The organism is Xanthobacter flavus (genome assembly GCF_017875275.1).
Lineage (GTDB): Bacteria > Pseudomonadota > Alphaproteobacteria > Rhizobiales > Xanthobacteraceae > Xanthobacter > Xanthobacter flavus_A.
Map to the genome: position 1 here is coordinate 2,812,450 of NZ_JAGGML010000001.1, position 18,297 is coordinate 2,830,746.

Here is an 18,297-nt window from a genome sequence, read left to right on the forward strand (position 1 = left end):
ATGCCGACGCACGCCCGGGCGGCGGTTGACACGCCCGGCTTGTGGCGATAGTTCTACTAGAAAGAAACTAGTTCTGTCTAGCAGAATTTTCAGGGAGGCGTGAGTGGAGCGCTATCAGCTCTTCATCGACGGCACATGGTGTGATCCGGCGTCCGGCGCGTGGTTCGAGACCAGCGAGCCCTTCTCGGGCGAGGCCTGGGCGCTGATCCCCCGCGGCAGCGCCGCCGATGCCGACCGCGCCGTCGAGGCCGCCCACCGCGCCTTCCTCTCGCCGGAATGGTCCTCGCTCACCGCCACCCAGCGCGGCGCGCTGCTGCGCAAGCTCGCCGGGCTGATCGAGGAGAATGTGGACCTGCTCGGCAGGATCGAGCAGCGCGACAACGGCAAGCTCATGGCCGAGGTCGCGGGGCAGGTCCGCAACGTGGCGCAGTGGTTCCACTATTATGCGGGGCTCGCCGACAAGGTCGGCGGCGACGTGGTGCCGATCAACAAGGCAGACGTCTTCAACTATACGAAGCTCGAGCCGCTGGGCGTGGTGGTGGCCATCACGCCATGGAATTCTCCCCTCGCGCTCACCACCTGGAAGATGGCGCCCGCCCTGGCTGCGGGAAACACCATCGTCATCAAGCCCTCGGAATACACCTCCGCCTCCCTACTGGAGCTGGCGAAGCTGGCGGAACAGGCGGGCTTTCCGAAGGGCGTCGTGAATGTTGTGACCGGCTTCGGCCCCGAAGTGGGCGAGCCCCTGGTCCGCCACCCCCTCACCGCCAAGGTCGCCTTCACCGGCGGCGACATCGGCGGGCAGAAGGTGAACGAGGCGGCCGCGCCCGGCCTGAAGAAGGTGACGCTCGAACTCGGCGGCAAGTCGCCCAACATCGTGTTCGACGATGCCGACCTGGAGCAGGCGGTGAAGGGGGCGGTGGCCGGCGTGTTCGGGGCCTCCGGCCAGACCTGCATGGCGGGCTCCCGCCTGCTGCTGCAGGAGAGCATCCACGACGCCTTCCTCGCCCGCCTGATCGAGGTGGTGAGGGACGCGAAGATCGGCGATCCCGCGTTGATGGAGACCCAGGTCGGTCCCATCGCCACCCGCGCGCAGTACGAGAAGATCCTGCGCATGATCGAGATGGGCAAGGAGGATGGCGCGACCCTCGCGCTCGGCGGCTATGCCCTGTCCGGCCCCGACTACGGCCAGGGGCAGTTCGTGGCGCCCACCATCTTCACCGACGTGCGCAACGACATGCGCATCGCGCAGCAGGAAGTGTTCGGCCCCGTCGTCTGCGTGCTGAAGTTCAAGGACGAGGACGAGGCGCTGGCCATCGCCAATGACGTGCCATTCGGACTCGCCGCCGGCGTGTGGACCAAGGACCTGCACCGCGCCCTGTGGTGCGTCGACCGCCTGAAGGCGGGCACCGTGTGGGTGAACAACTATCGCTCCACCAGCTTCGCCACCCCCTTCGGCGGCTACAAGCGCTCCGGCCTCGGCCGCGAGGGCGGCGTGGAGGCGATCAAGGAATATCTGCAGACCAAGAGCGTGTGGATCACCACCAAACCAAACCGCTCCAACCCCTTCATCCTGGGCTGAGGCGCGCCGTGGCATCCTCTCCCGATCCCGGCCAGTGGTGGCGCACCGCCATCATCGACATCGCGCCCGGCACCATCCGTGTGCGGGGCTACGCCATCGAAGACCTCATCGGCGCCGTCTCCTTTCCGGAGATGATCTGGCTGATGCTGCGCGGCGACCTGCCGAGCGCCGATCAAGCGGCGCTGCTCGGCGCGGTGCTTGTGGCGGCGGTGGACCATGGCCCGCAGGCGCCCTCCATCGCCATCGCCCGCATGGCCATGACCTGCGGCGTGGGCGTGAACAACGCCATGGCGTCGGCCGTGAACGCGCTGGGCGATGTCCATGGCGGCGCCGGCCAGCAATGCATGGAGCTGTACGCCGCCGTCGATGGCCGGGCCGGACACGGCATCGCCCTCAATGCCGCCGCCGGTGCCGAGATCGGCGCCCGCCTGCTGCGGCGCGAGCATGTGCCGGGCTTCGGCCATCGCTTTCATCCGGTGGACCCGCGCGCCGGACGCCTGCTGTCGCTGGTGGATGATGCCGCCTCGCGCGGCGCCGTCGGGGGCCGCTTCGCCGCCATCGGCCGCGCGGTGGAGGAGGCCCTCGCCGCCGCCAAGGGCAAGCGCCTGCCCATGAATATCGACGGGGCGACCGCCGTGGTCCTGTCGGAACTTGGCTTCGCGCCGGACGAGGGGCGCGGGCTGTTCATCCTTTCCCGCTCGGTGGGCATCCTCGCCCATGCCATGGAGCAGAAGGCGCAGGGCGGCCGCATCAAGGGGCCGATGCCGCCGGGGATTGCCTACACCTACGACGGAGCGGAGCCGCGTGCGCTTCCCCGCGCCACCGCCGCGGCGGAAGGGACTGCGCCATGATCCGTGAGAAGCGCCTGCCCCTTGCCGGGATCCGCGTGCTCGACTTCGGGCACACGGTCATGGGGCCATCCTGCGCCATGATCCTCGCCGATCTCGGCGCCGACGTGCTGAAGATCGAGCCCGCTCCAGGCGGAGACCCCACCCGCCAGCTCCAGGGCTTCGGCATGGGCTATTTCGGCTATTTCAACCGCAACAAGCGCTCGCTGGCGGTGGACCTGAAGAGCGATGCGGGCCGCGAGATCGCCCACCGCCTCATCAAGGGCGCCGACGTGGTGGTGGAAAACTTCGCCCCCGGCACCATGGGCCGTCTCGGCCTCGATGCGGAGGCGGCCACCGCCCTCAACCCCCGGCTCGTCTATGCCAGCCTGAAGGGGTTCCTCGATGGTCCCTACGCCCATCGCCTCGCCCTCGACGAGGTGGTGCAGATGATGTCCGGCCTCGCCTACATGACCGGGCCGAGCGGCCGGCCCCTGCGGGCGGGGACATCGGTGGTGGATATCGCCGGCGGCATGTTCGCCGTCATCGCCATCCTCGCCGCGCTGCGCGAGCGCGAGGCGACGGGTGAGGGACAGGTGGTGGAGGCGGCGCTGTTCGAGACCACCGTCTTCCTCATGGGCCAGCATCTCGCCTATGCGGCGCAGACCAACGAGCCCATCCCGCCCATGCCCGAGCGCGTCTCGGCCTGGGCTGTGTACGAGCCCTTTGCGCTGAAAGACGGGCGACAGATCTTCGTCGGTATCACCACCGATGGGCACTGGCAGCGCTTCTGCGCGCTGGTCGGCTGGCAGGACATGCTGGCCGACGCCAGCCTCGCCACCAATAACGGCCGGGTCGCCGCCCGCGGACGCATCCTGCCGTGTTTTGCCTGCCTGTTCGGGTCGCTGACACAGGACGAGGCGGTGGCGCTGTGTGAGAAGGCGCGCATTCCCTTCGCGCCCATCGCCCGGCCGGAGGATCTGTTCCACGATCCCCATCTTGCCGCGACCGGCGGGCTGATGCCCACGCGCCTGCCCAACGGCGTGGAAACGCGCCTGCCGCGCCTGCCCATCCATATGGCCGAGGCGGACCTCTCGCTGCGCAGCGATCCGCCGGAGGTGGGAGCCGACACGGCCGACGTGCTCGAAGCCCTCGGCTACGCGCCGGACACCATCGCCGCCCTGGCGCGCGACGGCGTGGTGGCCATGGGCGTCACCGCGTCTCGCTGAAGCCGAACAACGACAATCAAACTCCGGGAGGAGAACATGCCAACGACAGCAAAAGGCCCGGACCTCCTTGTGGTGGGCTGCGGCATCGCCGGGCTCAGCGCGGCGGTGTCCGCATTGGAAGGCGGACTTTCGGTGACGCTGCTCGAGCGCGCGCCGGAAGAGGAGTTCGGCGGCAACACGCGCTGGACCGAAGCCTACATGCGCATGAAGAACGACAGCGAGATCTCCGACGATTTCGAGGAGCATTTCGCCGCGAATGCCGGCCCCAATCTCGATCCCAACGTGCTGACCGACGTGGCCCGCGCCTATGCGGACTGGCCGGCGGTGGTGAAGGCCCATCCCTTCCCGGACCCCGAGGTCATCTCCACCTTTGCCGCCGAGGTGCCCCCCACCATCGCCTGGCTGAAGGGCTTCGGCCTGAAGTTCGGCCCCCAGCCCATCTACCTGCTCACCCAGAACACCACGCGCATCGCCGCGCAGGGGGGCGGCCTCGCGCTCATCGAGCGGCTGATGGCCGAGGCGAAGCGGCTCGGCGCCGAGGTGCGTTTCCGCACCACCGCCACCGCTTTGCTGCGCGATGCTGACGGGCGCGTGGCGGGCGTTGCCGTGACCGACCCGGACGGGCGGCGGGAAGAAATCCGCGCAGGCACCACCGTGTTCGCCTCTGGCGGCTTCCAGGGCAACCCGGAGATGATGACGCGCTACATCGGCCAGAAGGCGGCCAACATCCGCCCCGTGGCCCGCGGCGGCTACTACAATCGCGGCGAGGGCATCCGCATGATGCTGGAGGCGGGCGCCGCGCCTGCCGGCGAGTTCGGCTCCTACCACGCCGAGCCGGTGGATCCCCGCTCGCTCCAGGCCGAGGCGGTGGTGTTCATCTATCCCTATGGCGTGCTCGTGAACCGCGACGGACGGCGCTTCCTCGACGAGGCGCCCGGCACGGTGGATGCCCATTACGACAATATCGGCCGGGCCATCGCCGACCAGCCGGGCGGCATCTCGTGGGTCATCTTCGACGCCAAGGTGGAGGACATCCCGCGCTGGCGCACCTCCATCCGCTCGGATGTTCCGGCGGTGGAGGCGCCCACGCTGGAAGCACTGGTGGAAAAGCTGGGGCTGCCGGGCGAGACCCTCGACACCATCGCCGCCTTCAATGCCGCCTGTCCCGACGAGGGCGGTGACTTCACGCCCTTCGCCATCGACCACCGGGCGACCACGGGGCTTGAGCCCCGCAAGTCGCACTGGTGCCGGCGGATCGAGACGGCGCCGTTCCGCGCCTATCCCATCATCTCCACCGCGTGCTTCACCTTCGGCGGCGTGAAGGTGAACGCCTCGGCCCAGGTGCTGGATGGCGATGGAAAGATCATCCCCGGCCTCTACGCCGCGGGCGAGACCGTCGGTCTCTATCACCAGGTCTATACGGGCTCGACCTCCGTGCTGCGCGGCGCCGTGTTCGGCCGTCTCGCCGGCCTCGATGCCGCGGCCCGCCTCGCACCACGCCTGAAGACGGCGCTCTGAACCAGATACAAGAGGGAGGACAACAATGAAAAAGACGATGCTGGCGGCCGCATGCGCGGTGGCCATTGCCCTGCCGCTCGCCGGCGCCCGGGCTCAGACCTATTCGGACGGCGTGGTGAAGATCGGCATCCTGACAGACCTGTCCGGCCAGCTGTCCGACTCCACCGGCGCCGGCTCCATCCTTGCTGCGGAAATGGCGGTGGCGGACTTCGGACCCATCGAGGGCGCGAAGGTGGAGATCATCTCCGCCGACCACCAGAACAAGGCCGACATCGGCGCCGCGACCGCCCGCAAGTGGTACGAGGTGGACGGCGTCGACGCCATCATGGACGTGCCGAATTCCGCCGTGGCGCTGGCGGTGCAGCAGATCACGCGGGAGAAGGATCGCATCGCGATCTTCTCCTCTCCCGCCTCCTCGGACCTGACCGGCAAGGCCTGTTCGCCGAACGGCATCCACTGGACCTATGACACCTACGCGCTGGCCCATGTGACCGGTGATGCCGTGGTGGCCTCCGGCCTGAAGAACTGGTTCTTCCTGACCTCCGACTATGCCTTCGGCCACGCGCTGGAGCGCGACACCAGCGCGGTGGTCCAGACGGCCGGCGGCAAGGTCTACGGTTCGGTGCGGATGCCGGCCAATGCGCCGGATTTCTCGTCCTTCCTGCTCCAGGCCCAAAGCTCGAAGGCCGAGGTCGTCGCCCTCGCCACGGCCGGCCTCGACACGCAGAACGCCATCAAGCAGGCCGCCGAGTTTGGCCTTGCGGAATCCGGCAAGACCATCGCGGCGCTCCTCCTCGCCGAAACGGAGGTCAACGCCCTCGGGCTGAAGGCGACGCAGGGCATCCGCCTGACCGCGCCCTTCTACTGGGACATGAATGACGGCACCCGCGCCTTCGCCAAGCGCTTCTACGAGAAGCGCAAGGCCATGCCCACCTTCTACCAGGCCGGTGTCTACGGTGCCGTGACGCACTACCTGAAGGCCGTGAAGGCGGCGAAGACGGATGCGGCCGGGCCTGCGATGGCGAAGATGAAGGAGACGCCCGTCAACGACTTCATGACGAAGGACGGCAAGGTCCGCGAGGACGGCCGCGTCATCCGCGACATGTACCTGTTCCAGGTGAAGACGCCGGCGGAGTCCAAGGCGCCATGGGACTATTACAAGCTCGCGGCGACCGTGCCCGGCGACAAGGCCTTCCGCCCCCTCGCCGAAAGCGAATGCCCGCTGGTGAAGAAGATGTAGGCAGGTCGGCTTTCAAGGCCCGGTTCGGCGCTGGCCCTTCCCGCCGTTTTGGAATTGCACCCCGTCGATCCGACGGGGTGCAAGGACGGGCAAACCCAATGTCGATCTTGGGAAGACGGCGGCGCCGACCTCATCGGCGGTCCCGACATGGGCATGTCACATCCGGCTCGCTCGGCTCGTCGTGGCTTCGAACGTCGATCTCCGGCGAGCCCGCACCATCTGCCGCCGGACCTTGCGTGCCCCGCACCCCTCGAACTCTCGGAACACGCGCTCGATCTGGGGCAGCAAGGCCGCGTCGACGCGTGTCTGCGCCGCGACGGCGTTGCCGACCGAATTGGCACCTTCCATCAACTAGTATATTAGTATTTCAATCCAGGCGTTCGGAAGATGACTCAATGACGCTCAATCCGCTCTCCGCTCCGCCATCATCGGCGACCGGGAGGCATGCGCCCACGACGCGCCGGACCCCGCCGGGGATGCAGCTCTTCGAGCTTCCGAGGGAGAAATCCTGGCACTGCGGCTGCTGCCGCGCCGTCTAGCCCCAAGAACATTCGGCAGCGACGCCGACAGTCGAGCATCACGGGAGAAACGCATGCGCCAGGGCTGGAGATGGTTCGGGCCGGACGCCCCGGTCACGTTGGACGAGGTGCGCCAGGTTGGCGCGACCGACGTCGTATCCGCCCTTCATGAGGTGCCGATCGGCGAGGTGTGGACCCGAGGAATGGTCGAGGCGCGGCGCAACCTGATCGAGACGACGCCGCCCGGTCGCGCCCCGTTGTCCTGGTCGGTGGTGGAGAGCATCCCGATTCCCGACGCCATCAAGCGCCGCGGCGCCGAAGCGTCCGCCGAGATCGAGGCGTGGATTGCCAGCCTCGAAAGCGTCGGGCAGGCCGGCATCAAGATCGTCTGCTACAATTTCATGCCCGTGGTGGACTGGTGCCGCACCGAGCTTGATTACGTCACCGACACCGGCGCGACGGCGATGCGTTTCGAATTCGAGGCCTTTGCCGCCTTCGATCTGCATATCCTTCAAAGGCCGGGCGCCGAGCGCGACTACAGCGAACAAGAACGCCTGCAGGCCCGCGCGCGTTATGAGGCGATGGACGCTGCCGCCGAGGCGGAAATCGCGCGCAACATCGCCAGCGCGTTGCCCGGCTCGACCACTGAATCGATGACCATTCCCGGGTTTCGCGAGAAACTGAAAGACTATCGCGGCATCGATGCCGCGCGGCTGCGCCGAAATCTCGTCGAATTTCTTGCAGCCGTCGTGCCCGCCGCCGAGAGCTTCGGGGTCAAGCTGACGCTTCACCCCGATGATCCGCCGCGCCCCCTGTTCGGGCTGCCGCGCATCGCATCGACGGAAGACGACTATGCCGCCCTGTTCGATGCGGTCCCCTCGCCCGTCAACGGCATGTGCTTCTGCACCGGGTCCCTGGGCGCCCGCGCGGACAACGATCTGGAAGGGATGATCCGCCGTTTCGGCCCGCGCATCTATTTTGCCCACCTGCGAAACACGCGCCGCGAGGCCGATCCGCGCAGCTTCCATGAATCCGCGCATCTCGACGGCGACACCGACATGGTTGGTGTTCTCAAGGGCCTGATACAGGAAGACCTGAAGCGGCCGCCCGGCGAGACCATCGTCTTTCGGCCCGATCACGGGCACCGCATGCTCGACGATCTGAGAAAGACCGTGACGCCGGGCTATCCGGCGATCGGGCGCATGCGAGGGCTGGCGGAATTGCGCGGCATTCTGCACGCGCTGGGGCACCCCCCGGAGGTCGGTCCGGTTCAGCCTCTCGGCCGGGCGTAGGTCTTGGCATAGTCCGGTGTTTCGATGCCGGGCCTCAGGTCCTTGCAGTTCCGAGGGGCGCCGGCGGTGATCCGAAGCGGAATGACGCCCGCCCACAGATCCAGCGCGATGTCGTCGGCGGGGTCCACGACGCCCTTGTCGCGGATCTTGGCCGAGGCTTCCTCGATGGGAAATCTCAGGAAGACGGTCGCGTTCAGTTCCTTGGTCTTCGGCGGGCGCACGACGTGGCCGGGCAGGATGTCCTCGATGAAGGCCGCCACGAGGCGCTCCTTCTCCGCCACGTCCTCAACCACCTCCGCCTTCGCGAAGATCACCACCGAGCGATAGTCCATGCTCATGCCGAAGCCGGACCTGCCGGCCACGATGGAATCGACCAGCGTGACGGTGATGCACGCCGGCGCCCCGCCCGCGAGGGTGGACAGCAGCTGGTTGCTCTGGCTGCCGTGGATGTAGACATGGTCCCCCACCCGGATGATCGCGGTGGGAATGACCCGGGGCTCATCGTTCACGCTGACCCCGACATGGGCCACCAGGGCCTCGTCGATGATCGCATGGACCACCGCGCGGTCGAACACGCCGCGCTCCGGCCGCCGCCGGATTTTCGTTCGCTCCGTGGGCTGGATCTCGCTCATCTCAAGCTCCTGAGAGCACGCGCCGATCCGATTGCCTCGCAATCAGATCGGATAACGCGTTCTCTATCATTAAGTTAGCGGGCGATTCACCGACCGGATTGTTTCAATCCGGTCGGGATCGCGCTCTATGCCGATGCGGCGCCGGCGGTGATGTGATCGCCTTCATAGCTGGCGCGTTCTGTCACCTGCCGACCTGCGGCGTAAGCCTCGATGGAGGCGACGAGCGAGCGGGGCACCATGACGCCTTCGGCCGTGGTGCGCCTGCGCGCCTCATAGCGCCGGCCGGAGGGCAGGCGGGCGCCATCCTGCGCCAGCAGCCGGGAGAAAAGGGTTTCGGCATGCCGCAGCTGCGCCGCGCGATCACCGCCCGCGACGAATTTCGCCGGGTCGATCGCGATGACCAGCTCGCCGCCGCAGGGGGCGCCCGTATTGGCCTTGTCGTGCGCGGCCTGCTCGAAGCTGATCTTGTCGCCGAGAAGCGGGCCGGCCAGCAGTTCCACCATCAAGGCGATGTTGGAGCCCTTGAAGCCGCCGAACGGCAGCTGGGCGCCGAGCAGGGCCTGCTGCGGATCGTTGGTGGGGCGCCCCTCGGTGTCGATGGCCCATCCATCGGGCAGCGCCTCGCCGTCGCGCAGGCGCAGCTGGATCTCGCCCCGGGCGCTTGCGCTCGACGCCTGGTCGAAAACCATCGGCGGGTTGTCGAGCCGGGGCCAGGCGAAGGCCATCGGGTTGGTGCCGAACAGAGGCTTCATGCCGCCCGCGGGCGCGACGTAGGGGCTGGAGGAGACGAAGGCGAAGCCGACCAGCCCGCGGACCGCCAGCCGCTCCACCTCGGGCCAGAGGGCCGCGACGTTGAGCGCGTTGGTCACGGCGAGGGCGGCGATGCCGAATTCCTTGGCGCGTTCGGCAAGCGGCGCGTCGCCGGTCTCAAGCGCGAGCGGCGAGAAGGCATAGCCGGCGTCCACCTTGATCACGCTGGGCGACAGCTCGGTCAGGACCGGCTCGATGTCCGGCGAGGCCTGGCCGGAGCGCAGGCCGTTCACATAGAAGGGCAGGCGGAACAGGCCGTGATGGCGGCACTCGTCGCGCTCGGCCGCCGTGACCGTGTTGGCGATGGCGGATGCGTGGTTCTCGGCAAATCCCTGACCGAGCATCGCAGCCTTGGCCGCGGCATGAATCTCTCCCAGCGACATCCGAACGGCATCGGTCATCGGTCAATTCCCCTTCACGGCTTCATCGATCCGCGCCCGGAATGGCCAGGCGCAAAGTGCATCCTGCACATATTTGCATACGGTGCAAATCAATATGCCGGCGGTGTCTGCTTTTTGCGCCGGTCCGTGTCCTGCCCTGGCCTGTTCCAACGCGCGCGTTACGGCACGTTCTCATTCTCTTGCGAAGCGCGGTCGCCGGCCCGATTGAATCAATCCGTCCGGGTCGCGCTTTCGGCCTGGTGCTCCACAGCGTGGGACGGCGTGACCACCATCAGCATGCGCGCCGGGCCGGTGCCAACGTTGCGGCCCATGTGCGGGCGGTCGCCCTTGAGATGCACGCAATCCCCTTCTTCCAGCACGAAGCTGTCGCTTCCGATCTGGAACTCGATCCGGCCCTCGATGATGTAGAGCACTTCCTCCCCCTCGTGGGTCAGAAGGCTCACCGAAGACTCGTTCGTGACCGGGAATTCAAGCAGGAAGGTGTTCAGCAGAGGCTCGGGGACCGTCGAAGACAAGGAATGGTATTGATAGCCATTCGCTTCCAGAAGCTGGCCGCTCTGCCGGTCCGACTTGCGGAAGATGTTGTAGCCTTTGACGGCCGCCACGCTTTGGTTTTCTTCAAACAGATCCCGCAGCGGGATATCGACGGATGTGGCGATGGCGATCAGGTTGGCGATGGATGTCGCGGCCTCGCCGCGCTCGATCCTTGAGAGGAAGGCCGCCGACAGGCCGCTCTTCTCGCCGAGCTCCTTCAGGGTCATCTTGCGCGCGGACCGCGCCCCGCGGATACGCTGGCCAATCTGGCGAGCGACAAAGCGTACCTGGTCCATTCCGCCCTCGGATGCTCTCCCTGATGCATGTAGAGAAACTTCAATTCCAGCGCAAGCAGGCCAACGGCGCCACCGGGGTGGCGGCGCCGTCTGCGATCAGGATCGCACGAGGGGGCAGGCGCTCTCGGACAGGGGCTGGAAGATCTGGTCGCCCGGGATGGTCTGGATAATCCTGTAATAGTCCCAGGGACCCTTGGATTCCGAAGGTTTCTTCACCTCGACGAGATACATGTCGTGGACCATGAGGCCATCGGCGCGGACTTTCCCGCCCTGGCTGAACATGTCATCGACCGGCAGGTCCTTCATTTTCGCCATCACGATCTTTGCATCGTCGGTTCCGGCGGCTTCCACGGCCTTGAGATAGTGCCGCACGGCCGAGTAGACGCCGGCCTGCGTCATGGTGGGCATGGCGTTGCGGCGCGCGTAGAACCGCTGGGACCACGCGCGCGTGGCCTCGTTCCGGTCCCAATAGAAAGCGGTGATGAACCGCAGGCCGTTCGCCTTGTCGAGGCCGAGCGCGTGGATGTCGGTCAGGAAAACCGCCGGCGCCACGAGGGTCTTCTGCTGGTTCAGGCCGAATTCGGCGGCCTGCTTGATGGCGTTGGCCATGTCGCTGCCGGCGGCGGAGAAGGCGACGACCTTGGCCTTGGAACTCTGCGCCTGAAGGAGAAACGAACTCATGTCGGCGGAGTTCAGGGGAAAGCGAACCTCGCCCAGCACCGCGCCGCCGCCTGCCGTCACCGCCTTGCGGATATCGTTCGCGAACGCATGGCCGAAGGCATAGTCGACGGTGACGAGAAACCAGCTGTCATAGCCCGCGGCCGCCATGATCTTCGCCAGGCCGAAGCCATTGGAATAGCTCGTGTAAACCCATTGCGCGGAGGTTTCGGTGCAGGCCTTGCCGGTGAAATCCGAGGAGGCGGCGGTGATGAGGGCGATCTTGTTCAGATCCTTCGCCAGGCTCTGCACGGCGAAGCCCACGGACGAGTTGGAGAAGTCGGCGATGACGTCCACGCCGTCCTTGGTGAACCACTCCCGCGCCTTGGCGGCGCCGATGTCCGCCTTGTTCTGGTGATCGGCGAAGACCAGCTCGATCTTCTTGCCGAGGACCGTGCCGCCGAACTCCTCGATGGCCATCCGCGCGGCCTCCACCGAGCCGGGGCCGGCGAGGTCGGCATAGAGGCCCGACTGATCGTTCAGAATGCCGATCTTCACCGCGTCGCCGCTCACCTGCGGCTCGGCGGCGGCGCAGTTTACCTGCAGCGCAATCGCTGCCGCGATGGCAAGCCGGGACCACCAGGTGTTTGCTTGTGAGCGGAGCGTGTTCGCGATCATGAGAGTCCCCATCTTGCGCATTGATGCGTCTCCGGCGTTTGGCCGGCCTGGACGGGCGCGATCTTTTTGCGAATCCCGCATGTCGTCAACGATAATTTGCATGCAGAACAAAATTGTTTGTGGCGCATTTTTAAGCCGGGACGGAAGCGCCTCTGACGTGGCGCGGCGCCGGGCCGCGCGGTGCCGGCTTGAACAGGGCGGTTTCAGGCCGGCGCCTGCGCGCGATAGTGTGGCGTCCGAACACGGGCGGGGGAGGGGCGGGATGACCGAGCAGGGGGTGCTGCGCATATCCATCGGGGTCACCCTGCTGCTGGCGCTGCTGGGCATCGTGTTCGGCCTGATGTCGGGCTCCTACGCCATCGTGTTCGACGGCGTGTATGCGATGACCGACGCCAGCATGACGGTGCTGGCCCTCGTGGTGGCGCGCCTCATCGCGACCTCCACCGCGCCCGGAACGCCGGCGAAGGGCTTCGTCGCGCATTTCACCATGGGCTTCTGGCATCTGGAGCCCATGGTGCTCGGCCTCAACGGCATCCTGCTCATGAGCGCGTCGGTCTATGCGCTCATCAATGCGGTGGGCAGCGTCATGTCCGGCGGGCGACCGCTCGATTTCGACCAGGCGATCCTCTACGCCGTCATCACCGTGGCGGTGGCGCTCGCAATGGCGCTGTTCGTGCGCCGCGCGAACCGGACGATCAGATCTGATTTCCTCGCGCTCGATGCCAAGGCCTGGATGATGTCGGCGGGGCTCACGGCGGCGCTGCTGGTGGCCTTCCTCGTCGGCTTCGCGGTGGAGGGGACGCCGCGCGCGTGGATCTCGCCTTATATCGATCCGGTGGCGCTGGCGGTGGTCTGCCTCGTCATCATCCCTTTGCCGTTCGCCACGGTGAAGCAGGCGCTGGCGGACATCCTGCTCGTCACCCCGCCGGCGCTGAAGGAGCATGTGGATCAGGTCGCCGCCGGCATCGTCGCGCGCTACGGCTTCCTCTCCTTCCGCTCCTATGTCGCGCGGGTCGGGCGGGGGCGGCAGATCGAGCTTTATTTCATCGTCCCGCGCGGCTGGCCGGCCATGCGGCTGGAAGAGTGGGACGTGATCCGCGACGAGATCGGCGCCGCCATCGGCAGCGACACGCCCGACCGCTGGCTGACCATCGCCTTCACCACCGATCCCGAATGGGCGGACTGAGGCCGGCATTGCGCGCAAATTGGTCAGGCCAAAATTCCGCTTGCGGCCTGACCAATCTCCAGTCATAGAGCTTTCCGGCGCCAGAGAGCATATTGGACTGACCAATATCTCCCTGTCGCGGGAGCCGCCCTTTGGCCGACCTTACCGACACCATCGAAGCCCTCATCGCCGAACGTGGCCTCCAGCCCGGCGCGCGCCTGCCGGCCGAGCGGGCGCTGGCGGCGGAGCTGAACGTGTCGCGGCCGAAGCTCCGCGAGGCCATCCGGCATTTGTCGAGCCGGGGCCGGCTGGTGACCCGCAGGGGCGGGGGCACCTATGTGGCGCCACCCACGGATGCAGACACGTCGTTCGCCGGAGCGCCGTTCGCGGGCGCGCTGGCGCCGCTGGCGGCGGCGGGGGAGCCGGGCTACTGGCACGACGTGATGGAGATCCGCAAATCGCTGGATGCGGACATGGCCTATCATGCCGCTTTGCGCGCCGGCCCGCAGGACAAGGCGCGCCTGTGCGCGGCGCTGGAGCATGTCGTTTCCGCGGGCGCCACCGACGCGGCCACGCAAGCGAAAGCCGATTCCGCCTTCCACATGGCGGTGGCGGAAGCCTCGCACAATGCGGTCATGCGGCAGGTGATGGCGGGGCTGTTCGACCTCCTGCGCCATTCCATCTCGCGCAGCCTCGAAAAGCTCTACCTCATCCCCAGCACCGCGCAGGCGCTGGACGACCAGCACCGCGCCATCGCCGCCGCCATCATCGAGGGCCGGCCCGAAGAGGCGCGCACCGCCGCGTTGCTGCATCTGGAATTCGTCGAGGACACCCTGCGCGGGATCGAGGACGACGCGGCGCGCCGCCGTCGTGCCTCCCGCGTCGCCCAACGCCAAACCGAGAAAGACCTGACGCCGTGATCATCTCCTCCGCCTCGGACTATCGCGAAGCCGCCCGTCGGCGCCTTCCGCCCTTCCTGTTCCACTACATCGACGGCGGGGCCTATGCGGAGACGACGCTCGGCCGCAACGTCTCGGACCTCACGCTGCTCGCTTTGCGCCAGCGGGTGCTCCGCAGCGTGGGCGAGGTGGATCTCTCCACCACGCTGCTCGGCGAAGACCTCGCCATGCCCATGGCGCTCGCTCCCATCGGCCTGTGCGGCATGTTCGCCCGGCGCGGCGAGGTGCAGGCGGCGAAGGCGGCGCTCGGCAAGGGCATCCAGTTCACCCTCTCCACCGTCTCGGTGTGCCCCATCGAGGAGGTGCGCGGGCAGGTGGAGAAGCCCTTCTGGTTCCAGCTCTATGTGCTGAAGGACCGGGGCTTCATGAAGAATGCGCTGGAGCGCGCCTGGGCGGCGGGCATCCGCACGCTGGTCTTCACCGTGGACATGCCGGTGCCCGGCGCGCGCTACCGCGACGCCCATTCGGGCATGTCCGGCCCCAACGCCGCCGTGCGCCGCATGGTGCAGGCGGCCCTTCATCCCATGTGGGCGTATGACGTGGGCCTGATGGGCACGCCGCACGATCTCGGCAACGTCTCCGCCTATCGCGGCCACAAGACCACGCTGGAAGACTATGTGGGCTGGCTCGGCGCCAATTTCGATCCTGCCATCGGCTGGCGCGATCTGGAATGGATCCGCGAGTTCTGGAAGGGGCCCATGGTCATCAAGGGCATTCTCGATCCGGAGGACGCGGAGGATGCGGTGCGTTTCGGTGCCGACGGCATCGTGGTGTCGAACCATGGCGGCCGCCAGCTCGATGGCGTGCTCTCCTCGACCCGCGCGCTGCCGCCCATCGCCGACAAGGTGAAGGGGAGCCTCGCCATCCTCGCCGATTCCGGCATCCGCTCGGGCCTCGACGTGGTGCGCATGGTGGCGCAGGGGGCGGACGGCGTGCTGCTGGGCCGCGCCTTCGTCTATGCGCTGGCCACCCACGGCCAGAAGGGCGTGGAGAACCTCATCGACCTCTTCGCCAAGGAAATGCGCGTGGCCATGACCCTCACGGGCGCGCGCAACCTCTCGGAAATCTCCCGCGAGAGCCTCGTGCGCGACGTGGAGCAGCCGCTCAAGCACCTCTCCGCCGCGGCGGAGTGAGAGGGCGCGGCCTTGGGCTGGCTCTATCCCCGCGCCGCCAGCCGGGGCGCATAGCCGGCGCGCAGCACCGCCACCGTGGGTCGGGGCGTGAGCACGGTGCCGTCTGTGCCCGGCACGGGGAGGGGCGGGCCGTAGCCCGCCTGGCTCCAGCGGTGGAGCGCGCGGTGATCGACCAGGAAGGCCTCGCCCGGCCGGTCGTCCAGCGCCACGAAGGTGCCGGCGGGCAGATCGTGCAGGGCGGCGCGGAAGGTCGTTTGACGGCCGCGCGCAATGCGGGCCGCGTGCAGCGCCCGGTCCATGTCCCCGGCGGTGAGGGGCGCATCGTCAACGAGCCCGAACGCCCGGCGCCACGCCATCTTGAAGGCCTGATAGTCCGCGTGCCGGCATTCCCCGCAGGGCCGGTGGCCGGCAGCGAGGGCGACAGCCTCGTCCGTAAAGAAGAGCGGCGTGTAGCGGCGCGGATCGTCGAGGTCGATCCGCCGGCCCCGGAAGGAGGTGACGCAGCACACCCAGCCGCGCGCGTGCCAGCCTTTTTGCGTGCCGTCCGGCCGGCGCAGATTGCCTCGGTTGCCCATGAACAGGCCGCGTTCGGCCACCGCCTCGAACGTGCCGAAGGGCGTCACCCGGTTTTGGCGATGCGTTCCGGACATGAGGTCCTCCCGCGCAGGTTGATCGCCAACCCATAGGGAAGGGCGCTTGGCGAACCCACCCGGAAAGACCGGGATGCGGCGTCAGCCGGCGGGCTGGCTCTTCGGCCCGTAGGCGGCGAGAAAGACGCGGACGGCGCGGCCCACCGTGCGCTCGATGTCCTCCGGCGTCGGCGCCTCGGAGAGGCCGAACATCAGCGCCTTCACCTGGTTGCCCTGGCACAGGTTGAAGAACTCGAAGGCGGCGGCCTCGCAATCGTCGATGTCCAGGCGGCCCGCCTCGACCTGCCGCTGCAGCAACTCGGCGAGCCGGCGCCCGCCTTGGCAGGGGCCGGTCTCGAAGAAGGTCCGGCCGATGGCGGGAAATTTCTCCGCCACGCCGAACACCATACGCACGAGGCGGATATGGTTCGGCCGGATCATCATGCTCATGAAGGAGACGCCGATGCGCTTCAGAAGGCTCTCCGCGTCGGCGTCGGTCTCGTCGGACTCGAACAGGCGCTCGGCGGACTGGCGGCGGTCGGCCTCCACAAGGGCCTGGAACAGATCGGCCTTGCTCTGGAAATAGACGTAGATGGTGGCCTTGGAGACGGACGCGGCGCGGGCGATCTCGTCCATGCTCGCGCCGTCGAAGCCCTTGTGGAAGAACACGCGGCGCGCGCCGTCGATGATGTCGAGGCGCTTCTTCGCCTCCACATCCTGATCGGCGGCGGTCCCGGATGTCCCACGCGCCTCGGGTGCGCGTTCAAGTGCCTCGTTCATGTCCTCTCCTTCGACAATCTCCTGCATGGGGCCGATGCAGCCTTTTGTCAAAGTAATTGACTGAACCGTTCAGTTCAATATAGTGGCTTCAGATTATGACTAAACCGTTCAGTCAGGCCCCGGCTGGCCGGGAGAATGCAAGGTGGCTCAGATCAGCAGGATGGAGGCGGCAGCGCCCGCCCTTACCCCCGAACCGCAGCCGGATGCGCTGGCCGAAGCCCCCGCGGCCGGCGTGACCGTGCTCAAGGCGCGGCGGGAGGAGACCCCTCCCGCCGCGCCGGCGGTGGAAGCCGAGGCAGCGGCGCCCGCCAAGGACCCCGCCAAGGCGCGCTCGCGCAAGCCCCTCATCTTCGGCGCGGTGCTGGCGGCGGCGGTCGCCGTTGGCGGCTGGTATGGCATGCACTGGTGGCAGGTGGGCCGCTTCCAGGTGTCGACGGACGACGCCTATGTGGCGGCCGACACCTCCATCATCGCGGCCAAGGTGGGCGGCTACGTGAAGAGCATGGACGTGGACACCAACCAGTGGGTCAAGGCCGGCGACGTGATCGCCCGCATCGATGACGGCGACTATCGCCTCGCCCTCCAGGCGGCCCAGAACAAGATCGCCACCCAGGAGGCGACGCTGGCCCGCTTCGACCAGCAGGAGACGGCGGCCCGCGCCACCGTCGACCAGATGAAGGCGCAGCTCGCCTCGGCCGAGGCCGACCAGAAGCGCGCGCAGGCGGAATTCGACCGGCAGGACAAGCTCGCCCGCTCCGACTTCGCCAGCCGCTCCACCCTCGACAATGCCCGCGCCGACAAGGACAAGACCGCCGCGAGCGTGGAGGCCGCCAAGGCCGCCATCGCCTCGGCCGAGGCGCAGGTGGTGGTGCTCGCCGCCCAGCGCACGGAGGCGTCCCATGTGCTCGACGAGCTGAAGACCGCGCGCGATCAGGCGCAGCGCGACCTCGATTTCACCGTGGTGCGCGCCCCCATCGACGGGGTGGTCGGCAACCGCGCGGTGCAGGTGGGACAATTGGTGCAGACCGGCACGCGCCTCGTCGCCGTGGTGCCGCTGGAGGGCGTCTATGTGGACGCCAACTTCAAGGAGACCCAGCTCGGCCGCCTGAAGCCCGGACAGAGCGTGGATGTCTATGTGGACGCCTATCCGGACCACGATTTCACCGGCAAGGTGGTGAGCGTGTCGCCGGCCTCGGGCTCCGTGTTCAGCCTGCTGCCGCCGGAGAACGCCACCGGCAACTTCACCAAGATCGTGCAGCGCATTCCCGTGCGCATCGCCATCGATCCCCGCGTGCTCGCCAAGCGCGAGCTGCGCCCCGGCATGTCGGTGACCGCGACGGTGGACACCAAGTCCTCCCCGTCCACCTCCACCGCCGCTGCGCCCACCCCCTCGCCCGCGTCCTGACGCGCGCATCCC

General features: G+C 67.7%; 16 protein-coding genes. 10 read left to right on the forward strand and 6 right to left on the reverse strand.

Translation table 11 applies throughout. The annotated features are described in order from the left end of the window. The first annotated feature begins 103 nt into the window (after positions 1–103). From J2126_RS13560 to uxuA, 6 genes are all read left to right on the forward strand, one after another. Positions 104–1,582, forward strand: a complete 1,479-nt coding sequence (locus tag J2126_RS13560) for an aldehyde dehydrogenase (RefSeq protein WP_209487465.1) — start codon at positions 104–106, stop codon at positions 1,580–1,582. A gap of 8 nt (positions 1,583–1,590) precedes the next feature. Beyond that, positions 1,591–2,433 (forward strand): citryl-CoA lyase, encoded by an 843-nt coding sequence (locus tag J2126_RS13565; protein ID WP_209487466.1) that lies wholly within the window; start codon positions 1,591–1,593, stop codon positions 2,431–2,433. Then, positions 2,430–3,638, forward strand: coding sequence for a CaiB/BaiF CoA transferase family protein (locus tag J2126_RS13570; RefSeq protein ID WP_209487467.1), 1,209 nt, complete (start codon positions 2,430–2,432; stop codon positions 3,636–3,638). Before J2126_RS13565 ends, J2126_RS13570 begins: the two co-directional genes overlap by 4 nt. A gap of 36 nt (positions 3,639–3,674) precedes the next feature. Further along, positions 3,675–5,156, forward strand: coding sequence for an FAD-dependent oxidoreductase (locus tag J2126_RS13575; protein ID WP_209487468.1), 1,482 nt, complete (start codon positions 3,675–3,677; stop codon positions 5,154–5,156). A 25-nt stretch (positions 5,157–5,181) separates the two neighbouring features. Continuing rightward, on the forward strand, positions 5,182–6,396 hold the full coding sequence (locus J2126_RS13580) for an ABC transporter substrate-binding protein (RefSeq protein WP_209487469.1): 1,215 nt from the start codon (positions 5,182–5,184) through the stop codon (positions 6,394–6,396). Between the two features lie 592 nt (positions 6,397–6,988). Further along, entirely contained in the window at positions 6,989–8,206 is a 1,218-nt protein-coding gene (gene uxuA, locus J2126_RS13585) for a mannonate dehydratase (protein WP_209487470.1), read from the forward strand. Here uxuA and J2126_RS13590 read toward each other — a convergent pair. From J2126_RS13590 to J2126_RS13605, 4 genes are all read right to left on the reverse strand, one after another. Next, entirely contained in the window at positions 8,185–8,838 is a 654-nt protein-coding gene (locus J2126_RS13590; protein WP_209487471.1) for a pyridoxamine 5'-phosphate oxidase family protein, read from the reverse strand. The two genes, uxuA and J2126_RS13590, sit on opposite strands and share 22 nt — an antisense overlap. A 125-nt stretch (positions 8,839–8,963) precedes the next feature. Beyond that, on the reverse strand, positions 8,964–10,049 hold the full coding sequence (locus J2126_RS13595; RefSeq protein ID WP_209487472.1) for an Ldh family oxidoreductase: 1,086 nt from the start codon (positions 10,047–10,049) through the stop codon (positions 8,964–8,966). Between the two features lie 209 nt (positions 10,050–10,258). After that, positions 10,259–10,879, reverse strand: coding sequence for a helix-turn-helix domain-containing protein (locus tag J2126_RS13600; RefSeq protein WP_209487473.1), 621 nt, complete (start codon positions 10,877–10,879; stop codon positions 10,259–10,261). Positions 10,880–10,975: 96 nt separating this feature from the next. After that, positions 10,976–12,214 carry an ABC transporter substrate-binding protein gene (locus J2126_RS13605; protein WP_209487474.1) on the reverse strand — a complete coding sequence of 413 codons (1,239 nt, stop codon included), beginning with the start codon at positions 12,212–12,214 and terminating at the stop codon, positions 10,976–10,978. Between the two features lie 262 nt (positions 12,215–12,476). Between J2126_RS13605 and J2126_RS13610 the strand changes: the two genes are divergently transcribed. The 3 genes from J2126_RS13610 (at position 12,477) to lldD (ending at position 15,471) form a co-directional block, all read left to right on the forward strand. Further along, positions 12,477–13,400 carry a cation diffusion facilitator family transporter gene (locus J2126_RS13610; protein ID WP_209487475.1) on the forward strand — a complete coding sequence of 308 codons (924 nt, stop codon included), beginning with the start codon at positions 12,477–12,479 and terminating at the stop codon, positions 13,398–13,400. A 131-nt stretch (positions 13,401–13,531) separates the two neighbouring features. Next, positions 13,532–14,299 (forward strand): FCD domain-containing protein, encoded by a 768-nt coding sequence (locus J2126_RS13615; protein ID WP_209487476.1) that lies wholly within the window; start codon positions 13,532–13,534, stop codon positions 14,297–14,299. Beyond that, a complete protein-coding gene (gene lldD / locus J2126_RS13620; RefSeq protein ID WP_209487477.1) occupies positions 14,296–15,471 on the forward strand; it encodes an FMN-dependent L-lactate dehydrogenase LldD in 1,176 nt (391 codons plus the stop codon). The genes J2126_RS13615 and lldD overlap by 4 nt, the downstream gene beginning before the upstream one ends. A 23-nt stretch (positions 15,472–15,494) precedes the next feature. Here the strand turns inward: lldD and J2126_RS13625 are convergent, their stop codons facing one another. Then, on the reverse strand, positions 15,495–16,121 hold the full coding sequence (locus tag J2126_RS13625; protein WP_209487478.1) for a hypothetical protein: 627 nt from the start codon (positions 16,119–16,121) through the stop codon (positions 15,495–15,497). Positions 16,122–16,202: 81 nt separating this feature from the next. Then, positions 16,203–16,880: a TetR/AcrR family transcriptional regulator gene (locus tag J2126_RS13630; protein ID WP_209487479.1), complete on the reverse strand. Its 678-nt coding sequence runs from the start codon at positions 16,878–16,880 to the stop codon at positions 16,203–16,205. A gap of 160 nt (positions 16,881–17,040) precedes the next feature. Here J2126_RS13630 and J2126_RS13635 point away from each other — a divergent pair, with 160 nt between their 5' ends. After that, a complete protein-coding gene (locus tag J2126_RS13635) occupies positions 17,041–18,285 on the forward strand; it encodes an HlyD family secretion protein (RefSeq protein WP_209490145.1) in 1,245 nt (414 codons plus the stop codon). The last annotated feature ends 12 nt before the right edge of the window (positions 18,286–18,297 follow it).